Origin of the sequence: Devosia sp. SL43 (assembly GCF_021729885.1) — a bacterium.
Lineage (GTDB): Bacteria > Pseudomonadota > Alphaproteobacteria > Rhizobiales > Devosiaceae > Devosia.
In genome coordinates this window covers 101,093-115,114 of sequence record NZ_CP063401.1, presented here as the reverse complement: position 1 = coordinate 115,114, position 14,022 = coordinate 101,093, and the positions used below count along the sequence as shown (strand labels likewise).

Genomic DNA, 14,022 nt, shown 5'->3' with positions numbered 1-14,022 from the left:
CGGACTTAGCTAAGCTAAGTCCTATCTCGCTTCCCTCCCCACAAGGGGGAGGGAGACGAAAGAGCCGATGGTTCAGTACTTTTGAGGAACAAGGCCATGAGCCAGAACACGATCCGACTAACGATGGCCCAAGCCGTGGCCCGGTTCCTGACGATGCAGAAAACTGTCATCGATGGCGAGACCGTGCCGATCTTTGGCGGCGTCTTCGCCATTTTCGGCCATGGCAATGTGGCCGGCATCGGCGAGGCCCTGCATGGCATCAAAGACACGCTGCCGACCTATCGCGGCCAGAACGAGCAGGGCATGGCGCATTCGGCTATTGCCTACGCCAAGGCGAGCTTCCGCCGCCGCTTCATGGCCTGCACGACGTCCATAGGACCGGGTGCTCTGAACATGGTCACGGCTGCCGCACTGGCACATGTGAACCGCATTCCCGTGCTGCTGCTGCCGGGCGACGTTTTCGCCAATCGCCTGCCTGACCCGGTCTTGCAACAGGCTGAGGATTTTGGCGACGGCACTGTGACGGTCAATGACTGTTTCAAGCCGGTCAGCCGCTATTTCGACCGCATCACGCGTCCTGAACAGATTATCCCGGCTTTGCGCCGCGCCATGCAGGTGTTGACCGACCCGGCCGAATGCGGGCCGGTGACGCTGAGCCTGTGCCAGGATGTGCAGGCGGAAGCCTATGATTACCCCGAGAGCTTTTTTGCCGAAAAGGTATGGACCACACGCCGTACCATGCCCGATGCCGATGAATTCGCCACGGCGGCCGCAGCTTTGTTGCAGGCCAAAAAGCCGGTCATCATTGCCGGCGGTGGCGTGCTCTATTCAGAGGCGACTAGAGCTCTGCGCAATTTTGCCGAACGCTATGGCGTGCCGGTCATGGAGACGCAGGCCGGCAAGTCCAGCCTGCCGCACGATCATCCACTGAATATGGGTTCGGTAGGGGTTACGGGAAGTTCGGCATCGAACCGGTTAGCCGAAGAGGCCGACGTGGTGCTGGCTGTGGGCTCGCGCCTCCAAGACTTCACCACCGGCTCATGGGCCCTGTTCAAGAATGATGATCTCAAGATCATTGGGCTCAACGTTCAGCCCTTCGATGCGCACAAGCACAGCGCCCTGCCCCTGGTGGCCGATGCCAACGTGGGTCTCGACGCGCTCAACCAGGCGCTGACCGGCTGGCAGGCCGATAGCGACTGGACCGCCAAGGCCAAGTCCGGCAAGGACGAATGGCTCATCGACTCCGACAAGGCGACCGCCTCGACCAATGCCGAGCTCCCGTCGGACGCCCAGGTGATCGGCGCGGTGCAGCGGGCGCGCCAGAACGCCACGCTGGTCTGCGCCTCGGGCGGATTGCCGGGCGAATTGCACAAGCTGTGGAAGGCCGGTGGCCCGGGCAGCTACCATATGGAATATGGCTTCTCGACCATGGGCTACGAGATTGCCGGCGGCCTCGGCGTCAAGCTGGCGCGCCCTAACGACGACGTCATCGTCATGGTCGGCGATGGCAGCTACATGATGATGAATTCCGAAATCGTCAGTTCCATCATGCTGGGCGCCAAGCTCACCATCGTGCTGCTCGACAATGCCGGTTATGGCTGCATCAACCGGCTGCAGATGGCCACAGGCGGCGCCAACTTCAACAATTTGTTGAAGGACACCCACCATGTCACTCTGCCGGGAATCGATTTTGCCGCGCATGCGGCGTCGATGGGAGCCGTGTCGCGCAAGGTAGGCTCGATTGCCGAACTGGAAACGGCCCTGCAGGAAACCGAAGGCGTGGACCGGACCACTGTCATCGTGATCGACACTGATCCATTGATCACCACCAACGCCGGTGGGCATTGGTGGGATGTGGCGGTGCCGGAGGTGAGCGATCGTCCGCAGGTGAATGCGGCGCGGGAAGCGTATGTTAAGGCGCTGCAGGCGCAGCGGGCGGGATAGTGCCACGCCCTCGTGGTTCGAGGCTCGTGAAGAACTCGCACCTCACCATGAGGGCTACTTTGAAATCGAACTCCCAGTAGCCTCATGGTGAGGTGGGAGCGCAGCGACCCTCGAACCACGAGGCGTGGCAGTGAATGGAGCACAAATTGAAAGCCAAACTCGGCATGTCCCCCATCGCGTGGTGGAACGACGATCTCGTCGAACTCAGCGATGACGTGTCCCTCGAAGAATGCCTGCGCCAATCGCGCTCGGCCGGGTTTACCGGCATGGAAAAGGGCCGCCGCTTCCCTGACGATCCCGATGTGATGCTGCCGATTCTCAAGGCTGCCGATGTGACCCTGTGCGGTGGCTGGTTTTCGGGGACGCTGGTCGACGAAGACCTCAGCGCCAACAAGGATCGCATCCAGCCGATGATCGACCTGTTTAAGGCGGTCAATGCGCCCTGCGTCGTCTATGGCGAGGTTGGCCGGTCGATCCAAGGCAAGAGGGGTATTCCGCTGGCGCAAAAGCCGAAGCTCTCGGATGATGAGATGAAGACCTACGCGCGCAAGGTAACCGCGTTTGGCGAATGGTGCGCGGAACAGGGCATGCCCCTCTCCTACCACCATCACATGGCCGCCGTGGTCGAGACCGAGCCGGAGCTTGACGCGTTCATGCGCCATTCGGGCGAAGGCATTCCCCTGCTGCTCGATGCCGGCCATCTCGCCTTTGCCGGAGGCGACGTGTTGCGCGCCATCGACAACCACCACGCCCGCATCAACCATGTGCATGTGAAGGACATCCGACGCTCGGTGGTTGATGGCCTCGATCGGAGCAAGCAGAGCTTCCTCGATGCGGTGGCTCTGGGCGCCTTCACCGTGCCGGGCGATGGGTCGCTCGATTTCGGCGCGATCGTGCAGAAGTTTGCCGACTACGGCTATGAGGGCTGGTTCGTCGTCGAGGCCGAGCAGGATCCCAAACCAAATCCGCCGCTGCGTATGGCTCAGGTGGGTTATCAGGAGCTGATGCGGGTGATGACCGCAGCCGGATACACGGTGGAGACACAGGGCTTCCCCGGATGATAAGAACCGGCAACGGTTCCTGAAGGTAGACGGATGCTCAAGCCCAACGACATAAACTGGTTTCGACCCCTGTGGCGGCGCGTTGCCGTCACCGGATTTCTTGCTTTGTGGTGCGCCTGGGAATGGCTGTGGAACAAGGAGCCGTTCTGGGGCGTCCTGGTCGGCGCCGCCCTCGCCTACTCGCTCTACAATTTCTTCTATGCCTTTCCCAAGGAAGCGCCCGCCGATGAGCAAATCCCCCCTCCTAGTCCACCCGAAGGGAACGACGGGACAGGTTCATGACATCACGCCGGCCTCGGCTGGCTGGACCTATGTCGGCTTTGGCCTGCACAAGCTGGCATCTGGCGAGGTAACCGGCGGCGAATCGGGTGCGCAGGAGCTGTGCCTGGTGCTGGTCAGCGGCAAGGCGCGGATTTCGGTGAATGGCGTCGACTTTGGCGAGATCGGCGAGCGCATGTCGCCCTTCGAAGGCGCGCCGTGGGCGGTCTATGTCCCCCAGGGCAGCGATTGGGTGGCTGATGCCACGACGGCGTTGGAACTGGCGGTCTGTGCAGCGCCAGGCGGTGGCGACTATGCTGCCAAGGTCATTGCGCCGGGCACCCATCCGCGCGTCAGCCGTGGCAAGGGCGCCAATGTGCGCCATGTCTACAACATCATGCCCGAGGACGACGCCTCGGCCCATTCGCTGCTCGTGGTGGAGGTGATCACCCCGCAGGGCAACACTTCGTCCTATCCGCCGCACAAGCACGACCAGGACAACCTGCCCCACGAGAGCTTCCTCGAAGAGACCTACTACCACCGGCTGAACCCACCGCAGGGCTTTGCCTTCCAGCGGGTCTACACCGACGACCGTTCGCTGGATGAGGCAATGGCGGTGGAAGATGGCGACGTGACGATGGTGCCCAGGGGCTATCACCCGGTGGCGACGACGGCGGGGTATGACCTGTATTATCTCAACGTCATGGCCGGGCCGAAGCGGGTATGGAAATTCCACAATGCGCCCGAGCATGAGTGGCTGTTGAAGTAGGGGCGGCACGGGCCGTCCTACCCAACTCCGATGTCATTCCGGCGAAGGCCGGAATCCATCCTGAAGACATTCCGCGTTTACAGCAGGTCCAGTCATCTCAGGATGGACCCCGGCCTGCGCCGGGGTGACACCGCGGTTGTTGGGGGCTTACCGCCCCTGGAACACGCTCTTATCCGCCAATGTGCCGGTGATCTCGCTTACCTTCACCGAGCGGCCTTCCGTGGCCGACTTCAACGCCGCATCGGCCAGCGCCAGGGCGATCAGCCCGTCCAGTCCACTCGGCGACGCCGGAGATTTTGATTCAACGGCGTCGATGAAGCTGCTGATTTCGTGGGCATAAGCTTCGGTGTAGCGGGTCATGAAGAAGTCGTGCAGCGGTGGGCGGGTATAACCGGTGGCGTTGGCGACTTCGATCGAGACGGGGCGCTGGTTTTCGGCCGAGACTGCGCCCTTGGAGCCGTGCACTTCGATACGCTGATCATAGCCATAGGTGGCGCGGCGGGAGTTGGAGATGGTGGCATGCTTGCCCGAGGCGGTGGAGAGCATGACCGAGACGCTGTCGAAATCACCGGCTTCGCCGATGGCGGGATCGACCAGCACCGAGGCCTGGGCGGTCACGGTTTCGATCTCTTCGCCCAGCAGCCAGCGGGCCATGTCGAAATCGTGGATGGTCATATCGCGGAAGATGCCACCGGAACGCTTGATATAGTCCACCGGAGGGGCGCCTGGGTCGCGCGAGACGATGGTGACCATTTCCACGGCGCCGATTTCACCCTTGGCGATCACGTCATGCACCGCAGTGAAATGTGGGTCGAACCGCCGGTTGAAGCCGACCATCAGGGTCGCGCCTTCGGCATCGACAACCTTGAGGCAGGCCTTGACGCGCTCGACGCTGAGGTCGATCGGTTTTTCGCAGAAGATGGCCTTGCCGGCCTTGGAGAATTGCTCGATCAGGTCGGCATGGGTATCGGTCGGCGTGCAGATGACCACGGCGTCGATATCGGCCGAGGCCAGGATCTGCTCGATGGTGCGAATCTCGCAGCCATATTGGCCGGAGAGGTCACTGGCGGCCTTCTCGAAGGCGTCGGCGACGGCGACGAGCTTGGCCTTGGGATTGGAGGTGATGGCCTTGGCATGCACCTTGCCGATGCGGCCAGCGCCGAGCAGGCCGAAACGAACGGTCATTTGTAGTCTCCGATAGTGGCGCCGGGAGGTGGCGCGGAACGAGGATCAGGCCTTTTTGCGCTTGCGCTGGCGGTATTGGTCGGCCACCACGGCAGCGACGATGATCATGCCCTTGATGATCTCCTGATAGTAGGCGTCGACACGCAGGAATGTGAAGCCCGAGGTCATGGTGCCCAGGATAATCGTGCCGATGACCGTACCGGTGATACGCCCCTGCCCGCCGGCCAGCGAGGTGCCGCCGATAACCGCTGCGGCGATGGCGTCGAGTTCATACATCACACCCATGCCGGCTTGCGCTGTCTGGGCACGGGCGGCGGTGACGAGGCCAGCCAGGCCAGCCAGCATGCCGGCAATGGCATAAACCTTGATCAGGTGCTTTTCGATATTGATGCCCGAGACGCGGGCGGCCTGCGGGTTGGCGCCAATGGCGTAGGTGAACTTGCCGTAGCGGGTGTAACGCAGGGCGATGTGGAAAATCAGCGCGACACCGAGGAAGATCACCACCGGCCAGATGCCGAAGCCGATGAAGTTGAATTCTGGCGTCAGGCCGGAGACGGGCTGACCCTTGGTGTACCACTTGGCCACGCCACGGGCCGACACCATCATGCCCAGCGTGGCGATGAAGGGCGGTATCTTGGTGTAGGAAATCAGCGAACCGTTGAGGATGCCGGCCAACGTGCCAATGGCGAGGCCGATCAGCAGGGGAACGAAGACCGGCAGGCTCACCAGGCCCGGATAGACCGGTCGGGCCCAATCGGCGCTTTGGGCGAAGCTGGCGGCGATCATGGCTGTCATACCGACCACCGAGCCGGAACTGAGGTCGATGCCGCCGGTGATGATGACCTGGGTAACGCCGACGGCGATGATACCGACCACCGACACCTGGAGGATCATGATGGTCAGACGCTGCTGGTTCATCAGGAAGGACTGGCCGATGAAGATCCAGCCCAGGGCCTCGAAGGTCAGCGCAATGCCGGCCAGCACGAGCAGAATGGAAAGCTCGGTCGGCAGCTTGCGGCGGCGGGTGCGCGGCGGCGCGACGGTCTCGGAAGTCGTGGTCATGGCTGGGTCCTCCCGGCGACGTATCTGATTTGGTTGGTCATCGTGCCGCTAGGTCCATGATCTTGACCTGGTCGGCCTCGGCGCGATCGAGGAAGCCCGTCGCTCGGCCATGATGCATGACCATGATGCGGTCGCTCATGCCCAGGACTTCCGGCAGCTCGGATGAAATCATGATCACGGCCACGCCTTGACGGGCGAGCTGCGTGACCAGCTTGTGGATTTCCGCCTTGGCGCCAACGTCAATGCCGCGTGTTGGCTCGTCGAGGATCAGCACCTTGGGATTGGTGAGAAGCCAGCGACCGATGAGCACCTTCTGCTGGTTGCCGCCGGAGAGATTTTCCACGCGCTCGGCCAGGTTCGGCGTTTTGACGCGCAGCTTGGCGCTCATGTCTTCGCAGACCTTGTCCAGTGCACCCTGCCGCACGAAGCCCGAGCTGAGATTGTCGCCCTTGAGGACGGCCATCTGCATGTTTTCCTGGATATCCAGCATCAGGAAGCAGCCGGTATCCTTGCGATCTTCAGTCAGGAAGGCCATGCCGTGGCCGATGGCCACGTCTGGCGCGGTGATCTGGACCTGGCTGCCGAACAGCGAAATGGTGCCCGACGATGCTGGTGTAACGCCGAACAGGGTTTCGGCGACATTGGAGCGGCCCGAGCCGACCAGGCCGGCGACGCCGAGGATTTCGCCGGCGCGAACGTCGAAGGAAATGTCGGAGAAGACGCCATCGAGCGTCAGGTTCCTGACCGACAGCACGACGTCACCGATCGGCACCTCTTCCTTGGGGAACATCTGGGTGATTTCGCGACCGACCATCATGCGGATGATGTCGTCGCGGGTGACGTCGGATGAGGCGTGGGTGCCGATATAGCGGCCATCGCGGAACACCGACACCTCGTCGGCGATCTCGAATAGCTCACTCATCTTGTGGGTGATGTAGACGATACCTTTGCCCTGGTCGCGCAGGTCGCGAATGATCCGGAACAGATGCGCCACTTCGGTCTCGGTCAGTGCCGAGGTCGGCTCGTCCATGATGAGCACATCGCTCTCATAGGACACCGCCTTGGCAATCTCGACCATCTGACGGCTGGCCACCGAGAGGGTCGAAACCTGCACTTCGGGATCGATATCGATATTGAGGCGGGCGAAGAGGTCTTCGGTCTGGCGATTGAGCTTGCCGTGATCGACAAAGCCGAAGCGGGTCAGTGGTTCGCGGCGAATCCAGATGTTTTCGGCCACCGTCATGTACGGCATCAGGTTGAGTTCCTGATGGATCATGGCGATACCGTTCTCGAGTGCGTCGAGCGGCGACTTCAGAACAATGGGCACGCCGCGCAGGGTCACCGTACCGCTATCGGGCGTATAGATGCCGGCGATGATCTTCATCAGCGTCGACTTGCCGGCGCCATTCTCGCCCATCAGCGCATGGACTGTGCCGCGCTTGAGTTGCAGCGACACATCGTCGAGCGCTACAACGCCGGGGAATTCCTTGCGGGCGTTGGCAATTTCCAGAAGGAAGGGGGCGTTTGGCACTGCGCCGCTCTCGCGGACCGCACGCATCGTCTGCGGACTGACCATCGCTCTCGCCTCCCTGCCCGTTCGGGCGTTTTTGATAAAGGATGCGCCGATTGGCGGGCGCATCCAAGAGGTGTTTCCCACCCGACGTCACCGCCCAGCGAATTGGCCGGGCGATGACGTCGCAGGAGGAAGAGGTTTAGTTCTTGTTCTGGTAGTCGGCGAGGTTCGCCGGGGTCACCAGTTCGAACGGGATCCAGACTTCGCGTTCAACGGCTTCGCCACGAGCCAGAGCAAGAGCTGCATCGAGGGCGCCTGCGCCCTGACCAGCCGCGTTCTGGAACACGGTCACGTCGAGATCGCCAGCTGCCATGGCAGCCAGAGCGTCAGCCGTCGCGTCGACACCGCCGACGATGACAGCGTCCATGGCAATACCGGCAGCCTTGAGTGCCTGGATGGCGCCGATGGCCATTTCGTCATTATTGGCGACGACGGCGTCGAAGGCGATACCGGCGGAGAGCCAGTTGGTCACGAGGTCGGCACCCTGCTGACGCGACCAGTTGCCGGTCTGCTCCTCGGCAATCTTGATGAACGAGCATTCCGGCGTGGCGATCACGTCATGAATGTCCTGGGTGCGCTGGCGAGCGGCCTGGTTGGACAGTTCGCCCATCAGCACCACAATGTTGGCCTCGGTCTTGCCGGCTTCGGTCAGCAGGCGGCAGACTTCCTTGGTCTCGAGCGTGCCGGAATCGACTTCGTTGGAAGCCACGAAAGCCTGCTTTTCCGGCAGGGTATCGAGGTTCACCGGCTGACGGTTCACATAAACCAGCGCAATGCCGGCTTCGGCGGCGAGCTGGGACATCGGCGCGGTCGCGTCGGTATCGACCGGGTTGACGATGATGGCGTCGACGCCGGAAGCGATAAAGTTCTGGATCTGGCTCATCTGCTTGGACACGTCGTTCTGCGCGTCTTCGACCTGCAGTTCGACGCCTTCGAGCGTACCGGCATAATCCTGCATGCCATTGCGCAGCACGGTCAGGAAATTGTCGTCAAAGGCGGCCATGCTGACGCCAACGGTTTCAGCATAGGCGGCGCCGGCAAAGCCGGTCAGCATGGTGGTCGTCAGCGCAGCCAGTACGAGCTTCTTCATTTGGTTTCTCCTCCACAGAGCAGGTGTCCGGTCGCACCCTCTTTTTCCGGATTATCCCTTTTCGGGAATGCTTGTTGCCTCAGGCCGCCTTGGCCTTGAGACCGTCGGTAATGAAAGTCATGGATTGCCGAACTGCCGCGGCGGGATCGCGGAGATGGCGGAGTTCCTCGGCAAAGGGTTCGAAGGACAGTGGTCCGGTATAACCAGCGCCACGTAAAGCTTTGATTTGAATGATATTTTCTAGACGATCCTGCGGACCCACAAGAACGCGGTGACTATCGCGCATGGCAGCGGCAGGCACGGAGGGATCGTCGACGCCGGAGATGTGAACAAGACCGGTGAGCTCTGGATAGATGTCCGGCTCGCCCGCCAGATAATGATGGAACGTGTCATGCGTTAGTCGCAGCACATCCCGACCATTGGCAGCATCGATTGCGGCCACCGCTTCCTTTTTGGAGCGAAGCGAGCAGGTCTCGAAACCAAGACACTCCACCAGACCGATGATACCAAACCGGCGGAGGATGGGGACAAGTCCGACCAGCGAATCCGTCGCATCGGAAATTCGCTTTGCGCTATCAAGCACTTGGCCACCGTTGTCGGCTACCAAAACCAGGGCCTTTGCGCCGCTTTCGGCGCAGTAGGCGGCCAGGGATTCGGCTTCGGCGGACCGATCAACAGACCAATGATTGAAATGCTGGAGCGCATTGATGGAAATGATGGATACATCATTATCTGTGGCGAGGCGCTTGACCTCGGCGGCGGAGGTGCCATTGAGGATGGCATTGCCGGATATGTCGTTGCGAATTTCAACGCGTGGCGCATTCAGAGCCGACGCGAGCGCAAAGAAATCTGCGAGCGAGAGCTGCGGTGCGGTCATGTGGTTGATCGCGAAATCGAGCGACAAGATTGGCAACTCCCTGCAATGCCGAGCGCTTTATGGATGGCCCGATCATTTGTTGGTTCAAATGAAACACAGGTTCTGTTGCATTGTCAATGCGGAATGTTCATTCCAAAAATGGATGAAACAGACCGCCTTCTATACTCTCGTGGTCGATCAAATATTCTCGGACACGTAGATATCGAACGGCAGAAAGGTCTGGCCGCTTGAATCGGCCGATGGCGCGGAAATCCCCGATGCCATCAACGACATGAGCTGGGGCGACAGCGTATCGAGAGGCGTGCCGATCACAGCGGTAGCAATATTGTCGGCCAGAGCAGCGTGGGTGACGGGATTGAGTTCGTTGCATACGAGGGCGACACGACCGGCTATCGACTCATCGCGCAGAGCCCGGATCACGCCTTCTGTTCCGCCACCGGCAACGTAGATGGCGACGAGGTCGGGATGGCGCCGGAGCAGGTCGAGCGTAGCCTCATGTGCCAGGGCCCCGTCTTCAAGGCTGACCTGGGTATCGATGATACTGAGTTCGGGCGCCGACTCACGGAGATAGGAGCGGAAGCCGATCTCCCGCATCTCGTGGCCGTGGAAGCGGTGGCTGCCGACAAAGACCGCCACTTTTCCGGGCCCCGGCGCCGCCTTGGCAATCAGCCAACCGGCGGTGCGCCCAACCTTGCGATTGTTGGTGCCGATATAACCGTGCCGGACGCCGGCGGCAAAATCGGACAGCAGCGAGAAGACGGGCTTGCCCATAGCCTGCACCTCGGCGACCGCAGCGGTGACGGCGGGATGATCGACGGCGACCATGGCAATGGCGTCAGTTCGCCGTGCCATCTCACGCAATCTATCGGCAACTTCGCTGGGGATCTGCGATGGCAGGAAGGCGATGCTGGGCTGCACTCGAAACTGGACTTGCGTGGTGGCCGCATATTCCAGCGCGCGGGCGAAGTCTTGGTAGAATAACTGGTCCGGTCGCTGCAGCAGGAAGCCAAAGCGATAATGCGGCAGGTTCTGCTCCAGCCGGCGCCGGATGAGGCCAGTGCCGTGATAGCCAATCTGCTCGGCCGCCGCGAAGACACGCTCCGCCGTTTCGGACTTCACCGGCAGCCGGGCATTGAGCACCCGGTCGATTGTTGCGACGCTGAGGCCGGAAACTCGTGCGATATCGGCGACGGTGGGACGACGGGCCATGAGCGAACCTTGATATAATCCATCACCAGTGAAGAGCCAGAATGACGCGAATGATAGAAACCATCATGATCGCATTGCCTCAAAAGCGCAAGTTTCGTAGCAACATGGCATTCGATGTATCGCACCCTATCGGCCCAATTGGCTGACACCGAGATACACGCGGGAGGCACACATGGCCGCATCAGCGAAACGCGATTACAATTTGCTGGGCAAGAGCTCGGAAGCCGCCCTCGCCAATGGGCTGGCGGCGGCTGAGTGGTACCACAGCGATATCGACCGCAAGACGATGAAGGCGCTGATGCAGCGCTCCGATGGCCCGGCCATTCGCGACACGGCAATCTGGCTTGGCTCAATGCTGGTCTTCGCAGTTGCAGGCATTTTGCTGTGGGGCACGTGGTGGGCTGTGCCGGTCTTCCTGGCCTATGGCGTGCTCTATGGCTCGGCCTCGGACTCACGGTGGCACGAATGCGGGCATGGCACGGCGTTCAAGACGCGGTGGATGAACGATGTGGTCTACCAGATCGCCTGCTTCATGATCATGCGCAACCCGGTGACCTGGCGCTGGAGCCACGCGCGGCACCATACCGACACGGTCATCGTTGGGCGCGACCCTGAGATTGCCGTGATGCGGCCGCCCGATCTGGTGCGGGTGATCCTCAACTTCTTCGGCATACTCGATGCCGGCCATGCCGCGATCGACATGGTGCGCAACGCGGCCGGTGTCATCACCCGGGAAGAGGCCAGCTTCATCCCCGAGATGGAGCGGCACAAAATGATCCGAGTGGCTCGTATCTGGGTGGCCATCTATGCGGCGACGGTTGCGTTGTCGATCTGGATGGGGTCGATCCTGCCGCTGATGCTTGTTGGACTGCCGAGGCTCTATGGCGCCTGGCACCATGTGCTGACCGGACTGCTGCAACATGGCGGGCTGGCGGATAATGTGATCGACCACCGGCTCAATTCACGCTCGGTGCTGATGAACCCGGTGAGCCGCTTCATTTACTGGAACATGAACTACCACGTGGAGCACCACATGTTTCCCATGGTGCCCTACCACGCACTGCCGCAGTTGCATGAGATGATCAAGCATGACCTTCCGGCGCCGAACCGGTCGATCGTCGACGGCTATCGGGAGATGGTCCCGGCCTTTCTGCGGCAGTTGCGGAACGAGGACTACTTCCTCAAGCGCGAACTGCCGGCGACGGCAAAGCCGTACAAGGAAGTGTTCCACAACGGCGATGGGGCGGTGGCGGCGGAGTAAGCCTTGGCCCCTGCCCCGTATGCGGAGGCATTCCCCTTCCTGCTCGGTTGACGGACCTAGCAAGGGCTAAGTCCTACCTCGCTTCCCTCCCCGCAAGGGGAGGGTGACGCCGACTGATGGTGCGTCGAGGCACGACTAAAACGTAAGGACAGACAAGATGGCCGAGTGGATTGAAGCCTGTGGCGCTGACGATGTGGACGAGGAGGATGTGATCCGCTTCGACCATGGGGGGAAGGTCTTTGCCATCTATCGTAGCCCTGATGACCGGTATTTCGCCACGGACGGACTCTGTACGCACGAGCAGATCAGCCTGGCGGATGGGCTGGTGATGGACGACATCATCGAGTGCCCCAAGCATAACGGGCGATTCAACTACAAGACAGGCGAGGCCAAGGGCGCGCCGGTCTGCGTGAACCTGCGGACCTATGCGGTGAAGGTCGAAGGCGGCGCGGTGTTCATCGAGGTTTGAGAACCACGACGGCGGGCGGAAACTGGGAGGCGGCTGTGACGCAGCATTTTGTGATTGTGGGCGCCGGCGAATGTGGGGCACGGGTCGCCATGGCTTTGCGCGAGCAGGGGTTCGATGGCGATGTCACGCTGATCGGTGGGGAGAGCCACCTGCCCTATGAGCGGCCGCCGCTGAGCAAGGAGGGTATGCTGGCCGAGGTGCTTGTGGCCAAGACCATTGCCACGGCGGAGCGGATGGCTGAAGCGAACATAGCGTTTCGTGGCGGCCTGCAGGTTGAGCGGGTCGATCGGGAGACGAAGCGACTGGTTGGGGGCGATGGCCGCGCCCTGCCCTATGACAAGCTGCTCTTGGCAACCGGCGCGTCGCCGCGGCGGCTACTGGGTGTTGAGGGCGATCGGATAGTCTATCTGCGGACGCTGGACGATGCGCGACGGCTGCGTGAGGAATTGTTGCCGGGGCGGCGGCTGGCCATTGTCGGCGGGGGTTTTATCGGGTTGGAACTGGCCACGAGCGCACGGACGCGCGGCGCCGAGGTGACGGTGATCGAGGCCCTGCCCAGGCTGCTGTCGCGTGCGGTGCCGGAGCCGATTGCCACCCGGATACAGGCGCGGCACGAACTGGAGGGCGTCGAGCTGGTGTTTGGCGACGACATTGCTGCGATCCGCAGTGACGTGAGCGCGGCAACGGTGCAGCTGAACAGCGGACGACGCGTGGTCGCGGACCTGGTGCTCGTGGGAATCGGCGCCTTGCCGAATGTGGCGCTGGCGGCACAGGCGGGCCTCGCGGTCGACAACGGCATCGCCGTTGATCGGCATCTCGCGACCGGCGACGCGGATATCCTGGCGGCGGGCGATTGTTGCTCGTTTCCGCTGGAGATTTATGGCGGGCGACGGGTGCGACTCGAGAGTTGGCGGAACGCGCAGGACCAGGGGAACCTGGCTGCGCGCAACATGCTCGGAGCCAAAGAGGCGATCGCCAGCGTGCCATGGTTCTGGTCGGATCAGTATGAGCTGACGCTGCAGATTGCCGGGCTTTCCGATGAAGGCGTCACGGTGGTGCGCCGCGATCTCGGAGATGGCGCGACCATCCTGTTTCACATGGCAGAGGATGGCCGGTTGGTGGCGGCGAGCGGGATCGGCGTGGGCAATGCGGTGGCGAAGGATATCCGGCTGGCGGAGATGCTGATTGGACGCGGCGCAAGGCCGAGTGCTGATGCGCTGGGCGATGCCGGAGTGAAGCTCAAGGGGCTGTTGGCGGCATAAGG

General features: G+C 61.8%; 13 protein-coding genes. 7 read left to right on the top strand and 6 right to left on the bottom strand.

Features of this window, described 5'->3' with window-relative positions; genetic code table 11:
- Positions 1–96: 96 nt before the first annotated feature.
- The 4 genes from iolD to iolB all read left to right on the top strand — a co-directional run bounded on the left by iolD (position 97) and on the right by iolB (position 4,032).
- Positions 97–1,944 (top strand): 3D-(3,5/4)-trihydroxycyclohexane-1,2-dione acylhydrolase (decyclizing), encoded by a 1,848-nt coding sequence (gene iolD, locus IM737_RS00605; RefSeq protein ID WP_236897540.1) that lies wholly within the window; start codon positions 97–99, stop codon positions 1,942–1,944.
- A gap of 146 nt (positions 1,945–2,090) precedes the next feature.
- Positions 2,091–3,005 carry a myo-inosose-2 dehydratase gene (gene iolE, locus IM737_RS00600; protein WP_236897539.1) on the top strand — a complete coding sequence of 305 codons (915 nt, stop codon included), beginning with the start codon at positions 2,091–2,093 and terminating at the stop codon, positions 3,003–3,005.
- 33 nt (positions 3,006–3,038) lie between these two features.
- The gene (locus IM737_RS00595; RefSeq protein WP_236897538.1) at positions 3,039–3,287 is read left to right on the top strand and encodes a DUF3329 domain-containing protein; all 249 of its coding nucleotides are present in this window, start codon (positions 3,039–3,041) and stop codon (positions 3,285–3,287) included.
- Positions 3,232–4,032 carry a 5-deoxy-glucuronate isomerase gene (gene iolB, locus IM737_RS00590; RefSeq protein WP_236897537.1) on the top strand — a complete coding sequence of 267 codons (801 nt, stop codon included), beginning with the start codon at positions 3,232–3,234 and terminating at the stop codon, positions 4,030–4,032. The genes IM737_RS00595 and iolB overlap by 56 nt, the downstream gene beginning before the upstream one ends.
- A 147-nt stretch (positions 4,033–4,179) precedes the next feature.
- Here iolB and iolG read toward each other — a convergent pair whose 3' ends face one another.
- The 6 genes from iolG to IM737_RS00560 all read right to left on the bottom strand — a co-directional run bounded on the left by iolG (position 4,180) and on the right by IM737_RS00560 (position 11,028).
- Positions 4,180–5,217: an inositol 2-dehydrogenase gene (iolG, locus tag IM737_RS00585; RefSeq protein WP_236897535.1), complete on the bottom strand. Its 1,038-nt coding sequence runs from the start codon at positions 5,215–5,217 to the stop codon at positions 4,180–4,182.
- Positions 5,218–5,262: 45 nt separating this feature from the next.
- Positions 5,263–6,279, bottom strand: coding sequence for an ABC transporter permease (locus IM737_RS00580; protein ID WP_236897533.1), 1,017 nt, complete (start codon positions 6,277–6,279; stop codon positions 5,263–5,265).
- Positions 6,280–6,316: 37 nt separating this feature from the next.
- Complete coding sequence (locus IM737_RS00575; RefSeq protein ID WP_236897531.1) at positions 6,317–7,855, bottom strand: sugar ABC transporter ATP-binding protein; 1,539 nt, start codon at positions 7,853–7,855, stop codon at positions 6,317–6,319.
- A 136-nt stretch (positions 7,856–7,991) separates the two neighbouring features.
- Entirely contained in the window at positions 7,992–8,942 is a 951-nt protein-coding gene (locus IM737_RS00570) for a substrate-binding domain-containing protein (RefSeq protein WP_236897529.1), read from the bottom strand.
- Positions 8,943–9,021: 79 nt separating this feature from the next.
- Positions 9,022–9,849, bottom strand: a complete 828-nt coding sequence (locus IM737_RS00565) for a TIM barrel protein (protein WP_236899986.1) — start codon at positions 9,847–9,849, stop codon at positions 9,022–9,024.
- Positions 9,850–9,996: 147 nt separating this feature from the next.
- On the bottom strand, positions 9,997–11,028 hold the full coding sequence (locus IM737_RS00560; protein ID WP_236897527.1) for a LacI family DNA-binding transcriptional regulator: 1,032 nt from the start codon (positions 11,026–11,028) through the stop codon (positions 9,997–9,999).
- 172 nt (positions 11,029–11,200) lie between these two features.
- Between IM737_RS00560 and IM737_RS00555 the strand changes: the two genes are divergently transcribed.
- The 3 genes from IM737_RS00555 to IM737_RS00545 all read left to right on the top strand — a co-directional run bounded on the left by IM737_RS00555 (position 11,201) and on the right by IM737_RS00545 (position 14,020).
- Positions 11,201–12,289, top strand: a complete 1,089-nt coding sequence (locus IM737_RS00555) for a fatty acid desaturase family protein (protein ID WP_236897525.1) — start codon at positions 11,201–11,203, stop codon at positions 12,287–12,289.
- A gap of 157 nt (positions 12,290–12,446) precedes the next feature.
- A complete protein-coding gene (locus tag IM737_RS00550; protein ID WP_236897522.1) occupies positions 12,447–12,758 on the top strand; it encodes a MocE family 2Fe-2S type ferredoxin in 312 nt (103 codons plus the stop codon).
- Positions 12,759–12,847: 89 nt separating this feature from the next.
- Complete coding sequence (locus IM737_RS00545) at positions 12,848–14,020, top strand: NAD(P)/FAD-dependent oxidoreductase (RefSeq protein WP_236899985.1); 1,173 nt, start codon at positions 12,848–12,850, stop codon at positions 14,018–14,020.
- Positions 14,021–14,022: the final 2 nt, after the last annotated feature.

Excerpts from the sequence above, each read along its gene's own strand:
- iolG (WP_236897535.1), bottom strand. The coding sequence starts at position 5,217 with ATGACCGTTCGTTTCGGCCTGCTCGGCGCTGGCCGCATCGGCAAGGTG.
- IM737_RS00550 (WP_236897522.1), top strand. The coding sequence starts at position 12,447 with ATGGCCGAGTGGATTGAAGCCTGTGGCGCTGACGATGTGGACGAGGAG.
- IM737_RS00575 (WP_236897531.1), bottom strand. The coding sequence starts at position 7,855 with ATGGTCAGTCCGCAGACGATGCGTGCGGTCCGCGAGAGCGGCGCAGTG.
- iolD (WP_236897540.1), top strand. The coding sequence starts at position 97 with ATGAGCCAGAACACGATCCGACTAACGATGGCCCAAGCCGTGGCCCGG.
- IM737_RS00595 (WP_236897538.1), top strand. The coding sequence starts at position 3,039 with ATGCTCAAGCCCAACGACATAAACTGGTTTCGACCCCTGTGGCGGCGC.
- IM737_RS00545 (WP_236899985.1), top strand. The coding sequence starts at position 12,848 with ATGGCTTTGCGCGAGCAGGGGTTCGATGGCGATGTCACGCTGATCGGT.
- iolB (WP_236897537.1), top strand. The coding sequence starts at position 3,232 with ATGAGCAAATCCCCCCTCCTAGTCCACCCGAAGGGAACGACGGGACAG.
- IM737_RS00580 (WP_236897533.1), bottom strand. The coding sequence starts at position 6,279 with ATGACCACGACTTCCGAGACCGTCGCGCCGCCGCGCACCCGCCGCCGC.
- IM737_RS00560 (WP_236897527.1), bottom strand. The coding sequence starts at position 11,028 with ATGGCCCGTCGTCCCACCGTCGCCGATATCGCACGAGTTTCCGGCCTC.
- IM737_RS00555 (WP_236897525.1), top strand. The coding sequence starts at position 11,201 with ATGGCCGCATCAGCGAAACGCGATTACAATTTGCTGGGCAAGAGCTCG.
- IM737_RS00570 (WP_236897529.1), bottom strand. The coding sequence starts at position 8,942 with ATGAAGAAGCTCGTACTGGCTGCGCTGACGACCACCATGCTGACCGGC.